Raw genomic sequence first — 18,505 nt, 5'->3', positions numbered from 1 at the left:
GTGCCCGGTATCGACCTCGCCGACCCGGACATGTTCGCCACCACCGGAGGTCTGGAAGAGCTACGCGAATTGCAACGCAGCTGCCCGGTCTACTGGAACTCCGGTGCTGGTACCGGGTTCTGGGCGCTGACGCGGTATGCCGACGTCGTCGAGCTGTACCGGAGTCGGCGCCAGCTCTCCAGTCAGTACGGAATCCACGTCGGACAGCTGCACGAAGCTGACCAGCCGGCCCGCGGCCGGATGCTCGTGCAGTCCGACCGCCGCACACACAGCCGGATGAAGGCCGCGCTCAGCCGGGCCATGACACCCCATGCCCTCTCTTTCGTCGAGGAACCGCTGGCCGAGACGGCACGCGGGGTGGTCGACGAGGTACTCCAGGCCGGGAAGGTCGATTTCGCTACGGCCGTGGCCACACGGATGACCCTGACCCTGACCGGTCTGATCCTCGGAATCCCCGCCGCCGACCGCGAGCAGATCTCCCAGTGGACCGCCGCGGCCTTCGGCTCCAGCTTCGGCCCGCTTCTCACGCCCGAACCCAGCCACCAGGACGTGGCCGAAGCCAACACTGAGCTGTTCCTCTACTTCCAGCGGCTCCTGCACCGTCCCGACGCAGGCGAGGGAGTACTTGCCCGGCTGCGCGCCGACAAGCAGGAGGATCTTGGCCTGGAACAGATCCTCTACAACGCGCACCTGCTGCTCGCCGGCGGGCACGAGACGACACGGCAGGCCTTGGTGGGCGCGGCCAACACCTTCATCGCGGCGCCCGAGCAGTGGCAGCGACTGCGCACCGACCGGCAACTGATACCGGGCGCGGTGGAGGAGGTCCTTCGCCTCAGCGCGCCCAGCCTGAACGTGATGCGGACAGCAACCGAGGACCTCACCATCGGCGGCACCAAGATCCGAGCGGGGGAACGCATAACGGCCTGGCACCCGATCGCCAACCGCGACCCCAGCGTCTTTCCCGCCCCTGACCGGGTCGACATCGGACGCCATCCCAACCACCACCTGTCGTTCGGGATGGGCTCACACCACTGCCTCGGGGCCTGGCTTGCGCGGCTGACCCTCACCTGCCTGCTCGACGCGATGGCGCAGCGCGTGATCCAACTCGACCCGGCGGGACCCGGCCGACGGTCCCGTTCTCTGCGCACCTGGGGCTACGACTACCTGCCCGTCACCCTGCTCAGCTGACCGGCCTCCACACACTGCCGAAAGAGAGCACCATGACCACCTCCGCAACGTCATCGGCCCTGGCAGGGACCCTGGATGCGGACGAGCTGACGCTGCTGCGCGTAGGTGTCCGCGCCGGGGCCGCCGTCGTCCACCTCCAGCTTTCCTTCGTCCCCGACCGCGGACGCCTGGAAGCCGCTTACCGTGCCGCTGCCACGGATCTGCCCGGGCTGCGCAAGGCGCTGGCCCTGTGCGAGACCACGCCTGTGTGGCGCTTCCTGGACGAGCCGCCGCCCCTGACCGTCCACGACCTCGGCGATGCACCCGCGGAATCCCTGACGAAGGCCATCGGCGCGCTGGCCACGTCCTGGGGGAACGAGGTCACCCAGGTGGATCCCGACCCCGAGACACTGTCGCCGGCCGTACGCCTCGGGCTGATCACTGGCCCCGCTGCCGCCGCTCTCCTGCTGGTCCACAACCCGGCCGCACTGACTCTGGAGCAGCAAACTCAGGCGCTGGCCATGGTCCTGCACCGCTACCACCAGCAGGACGCCGTGTCCCACCGGAACGCAGCCGAGCTGACGCTGCCGTCAGCCGTGCCGCCTGCGGCGGTAGCGGAGGTGCAGGACGGGGCGCAGCAGCCCCGGTTCTGGATCACCGAGCCCACGGACTCAGCCTGCGACACAGCCGCCTCCTCACCGGGTGCCCCGGCCCAGGCCCGGGTGCCGGTCGGCACCGGCCACTCGCTGGCGTCCTTGATCAATGCGCATCTCGCGGCGGTGCGTATCGCCACCGGCCGCCCGGCCCCGAACATCGCCGTCCAACTGAGCAGCCGCCACCGCCTGATCGTGACCAGCTTCCCCGTGCCGTCGACCGAGAGCACCGGCCGCCTCGACGACGATCAGGCCGGTGCTGGCCACGCCCTACTGACTGCGGCGTCCTCGGCCACCCTCTACGAGATCGCTCGGAAGCTCGGCGTGGTGGACGTCCTGGACACCCAGGTCCTCGTCGACGAACACGGGCCCGCCGCCGACCTGGCCGACCCCGACACCAGCGAGCTCATCCCGCTGGGAGGCACCGCGCTCGGACCGGCAACCACCCACCCGGCGGACGCAACGGTGCTGCTGCACCTGATCCACTGCCCCAGCACCGGAACCACCGAGCTGCAGCTCGTCTCCACGCGCCTGAGCCCGGCACAGATGCGGGCACTGGGCGAGGTCCACCAAACCGCCCTGGCCCTGCCGCCCTGCTCCGCTGAGCCGCGGATCCTGATACAGCCGCACGAGAACCTGACCTTGGCCGCCTGGCAGGGGTCGCACCGCGGCTGGGACCTGCAGACTCCGCTGCACCAGCTCTTGCAAGACCAGTCACGCCGCACGCCCGGCCACGTCGCCGTCCAGGACCCGGACCAGCAGCTGACGTTCCGCGACCTGGACGAGCGCGCGGCCCGAGTCGCGGCCCGGCTCGCCCGGCTCGGCATCGGCCCCGGGGCGATCGTCGCTGTCCGGGCGAGCCGGAACGCGGACCTGCTGGTGGCCTTCGTCGCGGTCATGAAGGCCGGCGCGGCCTACCTCCCGCTGGATCCGCTCGCGCCGGAGAGCCGGACCGTGCACATGCTGCATGACGCGAAGGTCACCCTGGTGCTCAGCGACGCCACCTACGCCGCCAGCACCCCGGGCGGCCCGTGGACGGCCTCGGAAATCCGGGACCTGGCCAGTGGCCACACTGATTCCGACGCCCCGACGGAACTTCCGGAAGTCACCGGTGACGACCTGGCCTACGTCATCTACACCTCCGGGTCCACCGGTCTGCCCAAGGGCGTCGAGGTGCCCCACCGCGGCCTGGTGAACTACCTGCACTGGTGCGTCGAGCAGTACATCGGCGAGCGCACTGGCGGCGGCGCGGTGTTCTCCAGCGTCGCCTACGACATGGTCGTGCCGAACCTGTACGCGCCACTGCTCGCCGGGCAGCGCGTTCTGATGATCCCGGAGAGAGCCGACCTCTTTCAGATCACCGAGGCGCTGGCGGAGAACGCTCCGTTCGCATTCTTGAAACTGACCCCCGGACAGCTCGACGCACTGGCCGAGCTCCTCACCACGGAGCAGGCCAAGGAACTGGCCGACATGCTGGCGGTGGGTGCCGACGCGTTCACGACCCGCACCCTCGCGCACTGGCGTGACCGGGAACCGACCCGGCACGCACGGATCCTGAACGAATACGGGCCCACCGAAGCATCCGTCGGCAACAGCGTCCACACGATCGACGACACCGTCGATCTCGGCGCGGAGCTCGTCCCCATCGGCCGCCCGATCGCCAACACCACCATGTACGTCCTCGACGAAGACCAGCAGCCCGTGCCCGTCGGTGTCCCCGGCGAGCTGTACATCGGCGGCGCCTGCGTGGTCCGCGGCTACCGCGGCCGGCCAGAGCTGACCGCGGAGAGATTCCTGCCCGACCCCTTCGCCACCGACCCGGCTGCCCGGATGTACCGCACCGGCGACATCGGCCGCTGGCAGCCCGGCGGGAGCATCGAGTTCCTGGGGCGACGGGACCAGCAGGTCAAGATCCGCGGATACCGCGTCGAACCCGCCGAGGTCGAGGCCGCGCTGACCAGCCACCCGCAGGTCACCGAGGCCGTCGTCACGGCGGTCGGCAGCCGCCGCGAACTCCTGGCTCTGGCCGGTTACTACGTCGCCACTACGCCGGTCGACAGCGTCCTGCTCCGTCAGCACCTGGCCACGCGACTGCCCGAGCACCTGGTCCCCACCCACCTGATCGCCATCCCCGCCGTCCCACTCAACGCCAACGGCAAGGTCGACCGCTCCGCGCTACCGGCGCCCGGAAACGCCAGGCCCCACGCCACCGGACAGGCCGCCGTGGACAACGTCGTCGGCCAGCAGGTGACCGATGCCCTGGGCCTGAAGCCAGCCGCTGACGCCGCGAGCGAGTTGCCCAACACGCTGTCCTGGACGACCGGTGCCGCCCTCGTGCTCGCCCGCACCCTCTCCCTGCCGGCCCGGGTCGCTCTGAATGCCGTCGACCGGTCTCCGAGTCTGGGGGAGCTGTGCGTTCACACGGCCGAGGCCCGCCGGCTCCACCACGCGGACGCGCCGACGACACCGGAAGGAGAGGTGAACTGATGCCCGCCCAGCCCGTAAACCGAAACCGGCTCCTGCGCCGCCTCACGGAGCTCGCCCAGATCGGCCGGTCCGAGAGCGGCGGTGTGACCCGCCCTGGCTTCAGCCCTGCGGACCTCGAAGCCCGCCGCTACATGGTCCGAGAAGCCGAGAACTCGGGTCTGCCCACCGCCGTGGATGCCGCTGGGAATCTGTGGCTCGGGCCGCGCCCGCATCCCGGTACGACCACGCTGGTTCTGGGATCGCATCTGGACACCGTCGTCGACGCCGGTCCGCTGGACGGGGTCTACGGCGTGGTCTCCGCTCTGGAGGCCGTCGAGAACCTCACTTCCCTCAGCCTTGCGCACCCGGTCACCGCGGTCGCCTTCGCCAACGAGGAAGGGGCGCTGCACCCGCAGCCGTTCTGGGGATCGCTGGCCGCCAGCGGACAGTTGTCCACGCCCGCGGCAGCGACCACCGCCTACGACGGCACCCTCCTGCGGGACGCGATTGCCCAGGCCGGCGGCAATCTCGACGCCATCGACCAGGCCCGCCTGGACCCGCATCAGCTCCTGGCCTACCTCGAACTGCACATCGAGCAGGGCCCGGTCCTGGAACGCGAGCGCATACCCATCGGCATCGTCGACGCCATCGTGGGACGCGTCCAACTGGAAGTCGAGCTCATGGGCGCAGCCGCGCACGCCGGCACCACCCCGATGCACGGCCGCTCCGATGCGCTCACCGCCGCCGCGGAGATCGTCCTCGCTGTCGAAGACCTGCCCGCCGCCGACTGGTGCCAGGTGGCCACAGTCGGCCGGCTCGAGGCCGCCCCCAACTCGCCGAACACCATCACGGGCCTCGTGCACCTGACCGTCGATGTGCGCGATGCCGATGAAGGGCAGCTGCACCAGGCGGCCAGCGAGGCCGTGCGCCGAATCGAGAGCATCGCGCAGCGCCGCACGGTGAAGGCCTCGTGCACCCGAGCCGCATCCTCCAAGCCAGTGCTCACCGACGCTGCCCTGCGCCGGTCGATCGCCGCGGCGGCCGCCCGGCGCGCGGTGCCGACGCTGACCCTCACCAGCGGAGCCGGGCACGACGCTCAGATGATGGCGGCCATCACCCCTGCCTCGATGATCTTCGTGCCCAGCGTCGGTGGCGTCAGCCATGTCCCGCACGAGGACACCAGCCCCGATGACCTGGTCTTGGGCGCACAGATGCTCCAGGACACAGCGCTCGCGCTCACCTCACACCCGGGGAGCCTTGCATGACCATCCCGCACACCCTCACCGCACCGACCTCCGTCCCGCTCGCCACCTGGACCGGCCAGCACGCGGACCAGGTAGAGCGGGCGCTCGCCGCCACCGGCGCGGTCCTCCTGCGCGGGTTCACCGTGAGCGGCCCGCAGGAGTTCAGGCACGCCGTCCGCCCCTTCCTGGGCGACCTCCTGCCCTACGTCCACGGCGCTTCCCCGCGCACCCCTGTCACCGACGGCGTCTACACCAGCACCGAATGGGACAGCACGCAGGACATTCCGCCGCACCATGAGCTCGCCTACAGCCCGTTGTGGCCGGCCCGGATCGCGTTCTACTGCGCACAGCCGCCGGCCCTCGGGCAGGGCGGACAGACCCCGCTCGTCGACGGCCGCACCGTCTTCGCCCGCGTCACCGCCGCCGCGGGCGAGATCCCCGACCAGGTCACCTACATCCGCCACCAGACAAGCGCAGACGGGCCAGGTGTCAGCTGGCGGCAGTCGTTCGGCACCGACGACAAGAACGAGGTCAGCCGCTACTGCACCGAGCACGGCATCGACCACGACTGGCTGCCCGACGACACCCTGCGCACCGCCCAGAGCCTGCCGACCGCGATCCGCCACCCGGTCACCGGCGAGCCGGTGTGGTTCAACCAGATGCACCTGTGGCACGCCTCCCACGGCGGTCCCGAGCGCGAGGAGCTGTGGCGGGACCTGTTCGGCGAGCAGATGCCGATGCACGCGCGCGCCGGCGTCGGCGCGGAGATCCCCGCCGAGTTGCTCACTGTGACCCGTACCGTCCTGCGTCAGGAGACCCACCAGTTCGACTGGCAGCTCGGGGACGTCCTGCTGCTGGACAACATGCTGACCGCCCACGGCCGCCGCGCCTTCCAGGGCGAGCGGACCATCCTGGTCGCGATGGGCGGGCCGGTCGCCGCCGCCGATGTCAAGGCGGTGACGTTCCATGTCTGACCGGGCCCCCGCCGACCTGATCGCCGCACTGCAGACCGTCGCCCGCGCCAAGCCCGAGGTCTCCGCATTGCGGCTACCCGGCGACCGACTGACCTACAGCCAGATGACCGATCACATCCGCGAGCACGCCGATACCCTTCGCCAACAGGGCTTGACGCCAGGTGCCCTGGTCGGCGTGGACGTCTCACAGTCCGTGCCCGCGCTCCTGGATCTGCTGGCCGTCATGGCCTGCGGATGTGCCTACCTTCCGCTCGACCCCGCGCACGACCCGGAGCAGATCACCGGCCGGGCCAAGCCGCACTTCCTCCTCCGCGACGCCACCCTCGTCCCGTTCGCGCCCGACGAGGCCCCTGTCACCGACGGCATCGCCTACGTCATGCCGACATCCGGCACAGCCGCGGCCTCGAAACTGGTGGAGGTTCCGCACCAAGCGGTCCTGCACAACCTCGCGGCCCTGAACCAGCTCACCGAGATCACCCCCGAGGACCGCTGCCTGCTCCTGGCCCCCCTCAGCTTCTCCTCCTCGGTCCGGCAACTGTTCCTTCCCCTGCTCCACGGCGCGAGCGTCGTCGTCGCCGACGAGACGCAGCGCCAGGACCCCGACGCCCTGCTCGCGCTCATCGCCACCGAGCACATCACCAGCCTCGACACCGTCCCCTCCCTTCTGGCTCTGCTGGCCGACACCCAGGAGCCGGACGCGCTCGCAGCCACCGGCCTGAGCCGGATCATGGCCGCCAGCGAACCCATCCCCGCCGCTCTCGCCCGGCGCTGGACCACGCTGCTGCCCGAGTCACGGTTCTTCGCGATGTACGGGCTGACCGAGACCGCTGGCATCATCGCCGCCCATCTGGTGACCGCGTCGGCCCTGCCGGGAGACGGCTACCTCCCGATCGGCGACCCTCTGCCCGGCACCCACGTCGCGCTCCACCCGCGGCAGGAAAAACCCGGCGACGGACGAAGCGCGATGCTGGCCGTGTCCGGCCCCGGACTGGCCCGCGGCTACCGCTATCAGCAGGGCGAACAGGACACCCGGTTCGCAACCCGGGAGGGCCGCCGCTGGCATCTCACCGGCGACCTCGCCCGCGTCGACGAGGCCGGCCGGATCGTGCTGACCGGCCGCGCCGATCGCCAGGTCAAGGTGGCCGGGAAACTGGTCGACCTGAACGCGGTCGAGACAACTCTGCGTACCCACCCGGCCGTCCTGGAGGCCGTCGCCATCCCGCTCACCGCCCCTGACCAGGACCCGCGCATTCACGTCGCCGTCCAGCTGCGTCCCGGACACCTGATCGACGACAGCGCCCACCCCCTGCGCCAGCTCGATGCGCAACTGCGCGTCCTCGAGGCCAACCCGCCCGAAACCACGCACATGTACGAGGAGATCTACCGGCACCGCGTGTACGAGCGGCACGGCATCGTCGTACCGAGCGACGCCACGGTCATCGATGCCGGGGCGAACATCGGGTTGTTCTCCCTGTCCGTGGCCCAGCGTGCCGCCCGGGTCCTCGCCTTCGAACCGTGCCCGCCCACCTACCAGCTGTGCGCCGCGAACCTGCAGCTGAACGCAGCCGCCACCGTGCAACTCCTCGGAGCTGCCCTCGGCCGCCGCAGTGGAACCGCCGAGATCACCTGGTACCCGGGGGCGACCGGGCTGTCCACCCTCCACCCCGACCCCGTCGCTGAGGCCGCCACCTTGCATGCCATCGCCCGCCGCGAAATACAGACGGGAGCAGTGGACGACGCCGAGGCATGGCGCGAGCAAGCCGCCGACATCATCGAGAGGAAGCTGCGCGGTCACCTGTTCCCCTGCCGAGTCCTGCGTCTGTCCGAGGTACTCGATACCGCCGGGGTGAACGAGGTTGACCTGCTGAAGATCGACGTGCAGAAGGCCGAGGCCGACGTCCTCGCCGGCGTCGACGAGCGCCACTGGCCGCGTATCCACCAGATCGTCGCCGAGGTGCACGACATCGACGGCCGGCTCGCCGACCTCGTACACCAGCTCCACACCCGAGGGTTCCACACGGTCACCGAAGCCGACCCCATGTCACAGGGCGCCAGCCTGCACTACCTGTACGCTCGCCGCCCCAGCTACGCCAGAAGCCCCGCCTCACCGGCTGCCACCTCGGGCACGGTCTGTGAGGCCGTCCTCCTCGACGAGCGCAACCTGCTCGCCTGGGTGAATAGCCGCCTGCCGCACTCCCATCGCCCGGCCGCCGTCACCGGGCTGGCTCGGATGCCGCGCACCCCCAGCGGTAAGCCCGACCGCCGGGCGGTGGCACGTCTGCTCGCCGCCGCTCCCGCTTCCGGACAGAGCGCAGCCGGTCACCACAACGCCGACGACCCGCAGGTCCAGGCGGTCGCAGCCCTCTGGTCCGAGATCCTCGGCCGCCCAGTCGCCCCGGGGCAGCACTTCTTCCTCAGCGGCGGCACCTCTCTGTCCGCGGCCCGTGTCGTCAGCCGGCTGCGCCGCAGCGGGCACCCGCAGCTGAGCGTGCGCGCCCTGTTCGACCACCCCGTCCTCGACGCGTTCTGCGCCGCGCTCACTCGTTCTCAGGAGGACACCGCCCCATGACGGCCTCAGCCACCCCGCCCCATGCCAGGCGCCGCCCGCTCACCGCTGGCCAGCAAGGCATGCTGTTGCAGACCGCCGCGAGCGGACCGGTCGCCCTCAATGTGCCGACCGCTGTCCGCCTGACCGGGGCCCTCGACGTCCACGCGCTCCGGCTGGCCCTGGACTGCATCGCCGAGCGGCACGACGTGCTGCGTACCACCTTTCCCGCCATCGAGCCGTCATCGCTCGCACAGGACCGGCTCCCCGCACAGCTGGTCCACCCGGCGAGCCCGGTGCCGCTGCCCGTGGTCGACCTTCAGCCTGTCCCGGCCGCGGAGAGGCCGGGGGCGGCCCGCAGCATCGTCGAAGCCGAGGCCGCGCGCCCCTTCGACGTCGCCGGCGAGCCCGGGTTCAAGGTCATGCTGCTGCGCCTGAGCGCTGACGAGCACGTGCTGTTCTGGCTGATGAGCCACCTGGTGTGCGACGGCTGGTCGAAGTCCGTCTTCGCCCGGGAACTGTCCGCCCTCTACACCGCCCACACCACCGGTACCACCGCGGACATCCCGAAGCTGTCCGTGGACTTCGGCGATTACGTCACCGAGACCCGGGACCGGCCGCGCATCGCCACGGATCTGGCGTACTGGCGCGAGCAGTTGCGCGGTGTCGCAGACCAGCCCCCGTTACTGGAGGCAGAGGAGACCGACGATCCGCCGGGCAGCGCCCGGGAGATCCGGATCCCGTCGGTCGGTGTGTCCCATAGTCAGCTGCTCGAGCTCGCCCAACGCACCGGTTCCACCGAGTTCATCGTGCTGCACGCGGCCTTCGTCGCTGCCATGGGCACCGCGCTGGGCCGTCAGGACCTGATCGTCAACACGCCGCGAGGTGACCGTCCCACAGCCGACTTCGAGAACCTCATCGGATTCTTCGTCAACGTCCTGCCGATCCGCAGCCGCATCGCGCCCACCACCACCTTCACTGCCCTGGTCAGGCAGGTCCGTGAAGAGGTCATCGACGCGCTCGACCACGCAGACGCACCCATCGCCGAGATCGCCGCGCAACTCGCTGCCGACCATGCCGGCCGCATCGGCCCGCTGACGCACCTTTCCTTCGCCTACGACAATCTCCCCGCCGCCGACATCGACCTCCACGCCCTCAGCGCGGCACCCTGGCCCATCGACCGCGCCGACACCAGGTACCCGTTCGAGCTGCACCTGTGGCCCAGCAACCAGATGATCGCGTGCCGGGCAACCTACCGAGCCGATCAGCTCACCGCCGCCACCGCACACCACCTCCTCGACCATTTCCAGGCCGTCCTCACCGCGGTGCTCAGCGAACCGGACGCCCCCCTCAACCAGCTCCCGAGCTCCGCCCTCCACCACAGCCGACAGCCCGCCAGCCAGGTGACATCGGACGAGCTCACCCCAACCGAGCAGCGTCTGGCGGGGGTGTGGACCGAACTGCTGGGCACCGACGACATCAGCGCCGACAGCCACTTCTTCAACATCGGCGGAAGCTCCCTTCTCGCGGCGCTCCTGGTCGCAGCCATCAGGGAGACCTTCGCCGCGCAGATCCACCCCCGCGACCTCTACCAGGCACCCACCCTGCGAACCCTCGCGGCCCTCATCGACGACCACACCGCGCCGGCGACGCCGGTCCAGCGCTGACGAAAGGGAACACCGTGACCACCACCGGACAGACCACCACCGCCCACCCCCGCCTGGCCCGTTACCTGGACGGCTACCAGCGGGTCATCGGCGCCGACATCCCCGCCGGGGCCGCCGAGCTCCTCCCCGCCCTGGACCGCACGGTCTTGCACGACGACCCGTTCCCGTTCGCCACCGTCGACGACTTCCTGCCCGAGGACCTCTACCGCAGCGTCCTGGCGAACTGGCCCTCGCAGTCCGGCTTCGACCCGGTCGCCCGGTTCGTGGAAGGCCAGCCCAAGGCCTACCTCGGCAACCGCAAAGAGCGCATCATCGAGAACTTCGCGGGCAGCGACGCGCCGATGGCTACCGAGACGTGGAACCGAACGCGCCTGGCGCTGCGTCATCCCGAGTTCGTCCGGGCGCTGTTCGAGCGATTCGCGGGCCCCCTGGAGGAGCACCTGGGTCTGGACCGGCTCCAGGGCCGGGACCAGCCCAACTTCAAGCTCTACGCCAACCAGGACACCGGCGCCACCGAGGCGCTCGGCGCACACCTGGACGCCGCACCGAAGCTCCTGACGATCGTGGTCTACCTCCAGCTCGAGGGCAACACCGACGAGACCAGCGTCAACCGCTACGGGACCGCACTGTACGAGTGCCGCGCCGGGGAACACGACTTCCTGAACTTCAGCTCCAACGCCGCGCACCGCACGGCCCACCAGGTGCAGTTCGCCCCGAATCGGGCGTTCATTATGCCCAACTCGCCCGTCTCGCTCCACGGCGTCGCCGGCAGCCAGGACGGCGTCCTGCGCAAGACCCTGATGACCGGCTACTGGGCCAACAAGCAGTGATCCCGTCTGCGGCCCTTGGGGGTGCTGCTCGCAGCCCCCGGCATCCGCCGGCGCCATACACCGGCCTACCAGCGCGGGATTGAGGACCCAGGTGACACAGCCACGCACACTGTCAGCTCCGCAGGAGGCCATCCTCGAAGCCGGCATCAGCCATCCGGACCCCGCCGCCTACACCATGGTCAACGCGATCATCGTCGACGGTGTCCCAGCGAAGGCGCTGCGGCAAGCCGCGACTGGTACCGCCGCCCGGCACGACGCCCTGCACTGGATTCTCAACCTCGACGATCGCTACCGCATCAGCGCCAGCGCCGGGCTGGGACCGACTCTGATCCCCGCCGAAGAGACCGACCTGCGCTCCCTCGATCCTGCTGACGCCATCGCGACGGTCGAAGCCTGGATGGCCACCCAGCGGGCCGCCGCCTACGACATCTGGGGCAGCGGCCCTCGCATCCGCTTCGCCCTCTTCCACCTCCCTGAGACCCCCGCCGGCCCCAGCACGGTCTGTGCCCTGATGACGCACCACCTGTACACCGACGAGCATGCACTCCAACTGCTGTGGACTGAGATCGTGCGCCGCGCCGGTACCCCACCGATCTCGGCACCCACCAGCCCCGACCTGCGCTACGGCAGATGGGCCGAGGCCAGCATCAGCGCCGCGGCGGCTACCAGCGCGCGCACGGCCGCCGAAGCCGTCGCGCAGCGCTGCCAAACGCACGAAACCCGCCCCTACCCCGAGTACCTTGAACGGCTACCGGCCCCAAACGGCTATGGCCAACAAGCTCGCGCCCTCGGCCCAGTAGACACCGCCGATGTGTCCGCGCGTCTGAGCGTCGGCCCGGCCGCGGTCTACGTCGCAGCCGTCGCCCAGGCCGTGGCCGAGCAAACTGGGCACGGACGCATCGTCCTGCACATGCCGATGAGCCTGCGACGAACAGCCGCAGAGGCCGGCATCGTCGGCTGCTTCGTCGCCTCCGCCCCCCTGCCCATTCGTCTCGAACCCACCGGCGACCGCCTCGTTCAGCACTGCCAACAGGCGCTCAACTTCGCCTCCCGGCACGCCCACGCCCGACCGGGACTGCTCAGCCGCTCCGTCGGACGGCCACAGATATCCCTGGCCATCGAGCAACCAGTCACCACCCGCCGGCTGGGCCCGGTCACCTGGAGCAGCTTCGCCGCACCGAACGCCGGGCCGAAACACCCACTAAGCCTGCAACTGTCCGCCTCGGCCACCGGCCCAGGGCGCCTTCGTGCGTCCTGGACATCCGCCAGCCTCACCCAAGAGCAGGCCGTTGACCTGCTGGAGCGCACCACCGACCACCTGAACCGCCTGACCGCGAAGGGATGAGAGTACCGCTCATGGACCGGACGACCGACCCGCGGCAGGGCCCGCCCGCCGACGACCGCGCGTGGCTGCTGGAGGCCTGCGCGGCCATCACCGACCAGCCCGTCGACGCAGACGCCAACCTGTTCGAACAGGGCCTGACCAGCCTCGGGGTGGTCAGGCTCTCCGGCGCGATCCAGCGCCGTCACGGCTTGCGCCTGGGCGCCGTCGACCTCCACGACCACCCCACCGTCACGCAGCTGTCCGCACTGATCGCGGAACGGAAGGAATCCGGTGTCTGAGCTCGCGGCGCACCCGGCGCAGATGTCTCTGCTTGCGGCCCGGCGGCTCGGCCATCCGACGGCGAACTCGGGTCGGATCTTCCGCCTAGACGGGCCCCTCGACCAAGACCGGCTCGCCGAGGCCTACCGCGCCGCCGCCCAAGAACACGACGCGTTGCGACTGCACCTGTCCGACCGAGACACCTGGCAGACCGGCGCCCAGGCCCGCATCGACGTACGGCTCGTCGACCAGCGGCGGAGCGGACAGCCCGTCGAGCCGACGATGAAGGCCATTCTTGACGACTTCCACCAAGAACTCGGCCGCCGCTACGACCTTGCTCACGGCCTGATCGGCCACATCACCGTGCACCGTGTCGCCGAACACACCTGGGTGGTCACCGAGATCATCGACCATGCCTTCGCGGACGGCCGCTCCATGAAGCTGCTGTTCAACACCGTGGCCGCGATCTACCGGGGCGACCTGCGCAAGCGACCCGGTTCCTTCGCCCGGGCCCTCGCCGCCCAGACTCCCGACGAAGCGGCTGGCGCCTACTGGCGCCGCCGGTACGCAGACTTCACTGCTGCACCGCAGGCCCGGCTCTTGCCCGATCCGGAGCCGGTGCGGACTGTGACCCGGCTCCGTGTGCACCTGTCACCCGCTCAGACAGCCGCCCTCGCCCGCGCCGCACGAGCGTCGCGCGCCACGGTGCCCGCTGTCCTGCTGGCGGCCCACGCCCACACCACGGCCCGCCTCCAGGGAACCGGCGACCTGAGTATCCACGTGGCCGTCGACACCCGCACTGACGAGCACCTCGACACCGTCGGTCAGTTCGCTCACGTGCTCCCGCTCCGGCTGACCATGCCCTGGGCCACCCGGCTGCCGGAATACGTCCGGGCGACGCACCGCGCCATCCTGGAGGCGCGCGACCACGTCATGGTGAACCCCGACCAGTTGCACGCTGCCGGAGCCCCCACTCTGGCAGCCCCCGGCGTCACCGCGTTCGTGATGCAGGCGGTCGCCCCACCCGGGGACCCGTCCCTGCCCGGCATCACTCTCTCTGCGATCACGGCCGACAGCACGCCCCAAGGCGCCGCGCTCAGCACCGTCGTGCGCACACTGGACGACGGATTTACAACCGTCGAGCTGACCGGCCGCGCCACCGACCCGCTTGCCGCTGGCCTCGACCGGTGGGCCAGCACCTTCCGCCAGTTCCTCCACACGCTCGTCGAAGAGCCGGACACCCCGCTCTGCTCCGACCAACTGCTCAGCCCGACAGACCGCGCCAGCGTCCAGGCCCTGGCCACCCCGGCACCCGGCTACACCGGTCCGCCGCTACACGAAGCCGCTGTCCAGCAACTGAGCCAGACCGACCGGACCGTCATCCTGGACACGGACACCGCCTGCACCGGCCCGCAACTGCTCAGGCTGGCAACCGCCACCGCCAAAGCGCTGCAGCACGCGGGCGCGCGAAAGGGCAGCGAGGTCCTCGTCGGCGGACTCCGCCTCGCCGACCGAGCCGCGGCCTGGCTGGCCTGCCTCCAACTGGGCTGCACCTACATCCCCTACAACGGCGACACGCCACCCGACCGGCCCGCCGCGCTGCGCTTGGACCCCGTCGGCGTCCACCCCGTATTCCTTTCTCCCACCGCGGACCAGGACGGACTGCCGGACCCGCCCGCCTACGTGATCCACACCTCCGGGTCCACCGGCCGCCCGAAGGGCGTCGCCGTGGGACTGACCGCGCTCACCAACCTCATTCACGGAGAACAGGACCGGTTCGGCCTCGACGCCACCAGCCGCGTACTGCTGGTCGCCCCGCCGACCGTCGACCCCTGGATCTGCCACGTGACCACGGCACTGGTCCAGGGAGCGACCCTGATCCAGGGCAACCCCGCCGGAACCACGACGCTGACCCAGCAGTTGCGGCACCACCGCATCACCCACGCCTTCCTCCCGGCTGGCCTACTCCGAAGCCTCGATGCCGACGTGCACCTGCCCGATCTGAGGATGATCGCCTCCGCCGGGGACAGTTGCCGCAGCACCGACCTCGACCGATTCGCTCCTGCCCGCACGTTCAACATCTACGGGCCCACCGAAGCGACCGTCACCGCGACCATCCATGAGTCAACCCCCGGAGCCGGCGACCCAGTGCCCATCGGCCGGCCCATCCGTGGTCTGGCCGCCCGAATCGTCATCGACCGGGCAGCCGCTGCCCCACCCGGAACCCCCGGCGAACTGGCGCTGACCGGCATCGGCCTTGCCGAGGGCTACCTGGAACAGCCCGATCTGACCGCCGATGCCTTTCACCCATTGCCGGACGCCGCTGACCGCTGGTACTTCACCGGCGACCGAGCCGTGCACACCGCCGCCGGACTGGTCCATCTCGGCCGCACTGACCGTCAGGTCAAGATCCGCGGACACCGAGTGGAGTTGGATGCCCTTGAGAATCACGCCGCCCGCACCGGCCTCTGCACAGCCGCACGTGCCCTGACACACCGCCACGACGAAACCGTACGGCTGCTGCTCTTCGTGGAGGGCTGCCCGGACGCCCAGCAACTGACCGCCCGGCTCCGACAGATGCTGCCGCCGACTCACTGGCCCCACCAGGTCCACCAGGTCGACCGGATCCCCACCCGCCCCACCGGAAAGCCCGACGACGACGTGCTCGCTGCCCTCGCCACATCTGCGACACCCTCGTCCACCCGACTCAGTGCCGATGACACGGCGCTCGGCCAAATCTGGCGTGAACTACTGGGCATCGCACCGACCCCGGACAGCCACTTCTTCCACGACGGGGGAGATTCCCTCACCGTCCTGCACCTGCTGACCCGGCTGCGCCAGAGCGGACTCCAGCTCACCCCCGCCGACGTGTACGAGGCCCCCTACTACCGCGACCTCGAGCACCGGCTCGCCCACGACCGCGCCCAGAGCAGAGCCCGGCACGCGAGCACGCAGTTTCCGCTCACCCCTACCGGCCGGTGGATGCACCAGCTGAAGATCCCCGCCTGGCGCCGGTGGATCCTGCGCCACAGCATCGCCTTCGACCGCATGCCGCCGACAGCGGAGCTCGCCTCCGCGCTGGAGCACCTCGTCGAGAGCACTCCAGCGCTCCGCTGCCGCACCAACCGGTGCGAGCAATTCCTCACCGTGACGTCCCCCTACCAGCCGCTCGTCGCCACCGTGGCCGAGAGAGCCCCCGAGCTGGACCTGCGACAGACGCTGGCCCGGGCTCAGCGCGCTGTGGACCCGGTCACCGGACGCATGCTCGCCGCGGTCGCCGTCCAGCGGGACGACGGATCGGGACGCCTCGTTCTGTTCGGTCACCACCTTGCCGTCGACCCCTGGTCCTGGGCCGTGATCGGCCGACGACTGACCCTCGCCCTGGACGGTGCCAGCCTCTCCGAGGACCACGCCTACCAGGAACTCGCCGAGCTGACCGAGCAGCAGACCGCGGCCGGTCACTTCGACGCCGAGACCGGGCTATGGCGCGCCGTACTGGCCGGAGGGCGCACCGCACCCCAGACCCCGCTCGTCTCCCGGCTACGGGAGACCAGCATCACGTTGCCGCCCCTGAGCGAGCTCACCCGGCGCTGGCAACACAGCCCGGCCACGTATCTCCTCGCCGCGACCGGGCAGGCGCTGGGCCACCACAACGGCGGCCAGCCCACCGTCATCGACCTGGAACGCAACGGGCGCAGCCATACAGAACTGGATCTGAGCGACGCCGTCGGCTGGTTCGGACTCCATCATCCCGTCCTCGCGCCCTACCTGCCCACGACCGAGGCGATCGAGCACCTGGCGCTGGAGCTCGCCGATGTCCCGGATCAGGGTGCCGGCTACGGCGCCCTGCGCTGGAGCGGCCGGGCTCACCTCGGATCAGCAGTCGGTCACATCGCCGTCGACATTCAGGACACTGGCGCAGCGCCGGACGCACTGGAGCGCCGCATTCAGGCGCTGGCCTCCGCCAACCCGGCGCTGCTCACCCCGTACCCCCTCGCGCTGACCTTCCGTGCTGGCGCGGATGGCACGACCGCAACCCTGAGACACGGCGACTCCACCTCCCCTCAGCAAGCCGCCACAATCCTCGAGACCATCAACGCGGCGCTCAGCACGCCAGAGGCCCTGATTTCTACACGCCCGACCGCGCGGCAGCAGCGATCGCTGCGAGCCCCCGCCGGCGCCATGCAGCAGATGATGCTCCACTTCGGCGCCTGCGACCCAGCGGCGGGGATCTACCTCCCACGACAGCTCCTCCACCTCGCTGTACCTGCCAGCGAGCGGGAACGATTCCTCCAGCGCCTCGAACACTGGCTGGATGGTCTGGACGCCCTCCACCGCCGGTTCCACACCGAGACCAGCACCGGCGTGCTCACCCAACGATGGCTATCGAACGCAGGGCCGCATCTGCAGATCGAACCTGGCGATGAAAAGGATGCCCGCGCGTGGATCGCCGCGCCCGCGCACCTCGACGTTCAGCAAGCCGGCCACGGCGCTCCGCTCGCCGCGCTGACCGCCTTCACCGGTGGCAATGGCCTACTCCTGGGCATGGAGACTCATCACGCGCTGATGGACGGGCACAGCAACCGACGCTTCCTCCACCAACTCGCACTGCTGGCCGACGGCAACACTGTCCCCTCCGGCCCGCCTTCCGCCCCCGTCCTCCGGCATCTGGGCCGCGGGACAGCCGCCGGCGCGCCCGCGCACCGTCTTTCACCACTTACCTGGACTCTGGGACCGCCTGACGAAGACCACCTCGTTGTGCCAGCGCAAACCGTACGTGCATGCCGCGCCCGTGCCGCAGCGCAGGGCACCAACCTGCGAGCATGCCTGGCCGCGCTGACCGGACAGGCTGTCGCTGCCGAGGAGAACACGACGCTCTACCTCGTCACCAACGGGCGAGACCCCCGCATCGCCCACGCCGACGACGCCTGGGGCATGCTCTGGTACTTCACTCCTGTGCCGGTCCTACCCGACGACGATCCTGCCCGCCTCCAGTCACGGATCTACGCCAGCGAAGCGGCCCCACTGGCCAATGCCCACGCAGCCGCCTCGACCTGGCGGCAGTGGGAGCACGACTCGGCGGTCTCCTTCAACCTCACCACCGCCTCGGGCACCAGAGGCAGCAGAAGCAGGCTGAAAGTCCTGGAATCCCGCGACCGGTTTCACTGGCCCCGGCAGATCACCGCGGTCCTCCGCGACGACGACCAGGTAAGCCTGATGCTGTGCACCCTCGACGGCGCGCCCGCTGCCCCCTTGCTTCAGCGCGCGGGGGAGAGCTTGCGGCAGTACGCGACCGGGGCGCCCGAGTCTGCCCGCAGCCGCTGCCTGTAGCCGCAAGGGTGCTGCGCACAGTCCC

Annotated in this window: 10 protein-coding genes; all 10 read left to right on the top strand. The window is 70.4% G+C overall.

The features are described 5' to 3' along the window. Window positions 1-1,188 (top strand): cytochrome P450, encoded by a 1,188-nt coding sequence (locus ACWCQM_RS17775; RefSeq protein ID WP_450916177.1) that lies wholly within the window; start codon window positions 1-3, stop codon window positions 1,186-1,188. 32 nt (window positions 1,189-1,220) lie between these two features. Beyond that, on the top strand, window positions 1,221-4,307 hold the full coding sequence (locus ACWCQM_RS17770; RefSeq protein WP_450916176.1) for an amino acid adenylation domain-containing protein: 3,087 nt from the start codon (window positions 1,221-1,223) through the stop codon (window positions 4,305-4,307). Continuing rightward, on the top strand, window positions 4,307-5,551 hold the full coding sequence (locus tag ACWCQM_RS17765; protein WP_450916175.1) for a hydantoinase/carbamoylase family amidase: 1,245 nt from the start codon (window positions 4,307-4,309) through the stop codon (window positions 5,549-5,551). The genes ACWCQM_RS17770 and ACWCQM_RS17765 overlap by 1 nt, the downstream gene beginning before the upstream one ends. Beyond that, on the top strand, window positions 5,548-6,504 hold the full coding sequence (locus ACWCQM_RS17760; protein WP_450916174.1) for a TauD/TfdA family dioxygenase: 957 nt from the start codon (window positions 5,548-5,550) through the stop codon (window positions 6,502-6,504). The genes ACWCQM_RS17765 and ACWCQM_RS17760 overlap by 4 nt, the downstream gene beginning before the upstream one ends. After that, entirely contained in the window at window positions 6,497-9,073 is a 2,577-nt protein-coding gene (locus ACWCQM_RS17755) for an FkbM family methyltransferase (RefSeq protein ID WP_450916173.1), read from the top strand. The genes ACWCQM_RS17760 and ACWCQM_RS17755 overlap by 8 nt, the downstream gene beginning before the upstream one ends. Then, a complete protein-coding gene (locus ACWCQM_RS17750; protein WP_450916172.1) occupies window positions 9,070-10,716 on the top strand; it encodes a condensation domain-containing protein in 1,647 nt (548 codons plus the stop codon). The genes ACWCQM_RS17755 and ACWCQM_RS17750 overlap by 4 nt, the downstream gene beginning before the upstream one ends. 14 nt (window positions 10,717-10,730) lie before the next feature. After that, window positions 10,731-11,546: a hypothetical protein gene (locus ACWCQM_RS17745; RefSeq protein WP_450916171.1), complete on the top strand. Its 816-nt coding sequence runs from the start codon at window positions 10,731-10,733 to the stop codon at window positions 11,544-11,546. Between the two features lie 91 nt (window positions 11,547-11,637). Next, complete coding sequence (locus ACWCQM_RS17740) at window positions 11,638-12,891, top strand: condensation domain-containing protein (RefSeq protein WP_450916170.1); 1,254 nt, start codon at window positions 11,638-11,640, stop codon at window positions 12,889-12,891. An 11-nt stretch (window positions 12,892-12,902) separates the two neighbouring features. Beyond that, window positions 12,903-13,169: an acyl carrier protein gene (locus tag ACWCQM_RS17735; RefSeq protein ID WP_450916169.1), complete on the top strand. Its 267-nt coding sequence runs from the start codon at window positions 12,903-12,905 to the stop codon at window positions 13,167-13,169. Then, window positions 13,162-18,480 (top strand): condensation domain-containing protein, encoded by a 5,319-nt coding sequence (locus ACWCQM_RS17730; protein WP_450916168.1) that lies wholly within the window; start codon window positions 13,162-13,164, stop codon window positions 18,478-18,480. The genes ACWCQM_RS17735 and ACWCQM_RS17730 overlap by 8 nt, the downstream gene beginning before the upstream one ends. Window positions 18,481-18,505 lie beyond the last annotated feature (25 nt).

The sequence above is a fragment of the Streptomyces sp. NPDC002125 genome, from assembly GCF_053593715.1.
The sequence above is the reverse complement of the archived record's forward strand: the minus strand, read 5'-3'. Positions and strand labels throughout refer to the sequence as shown.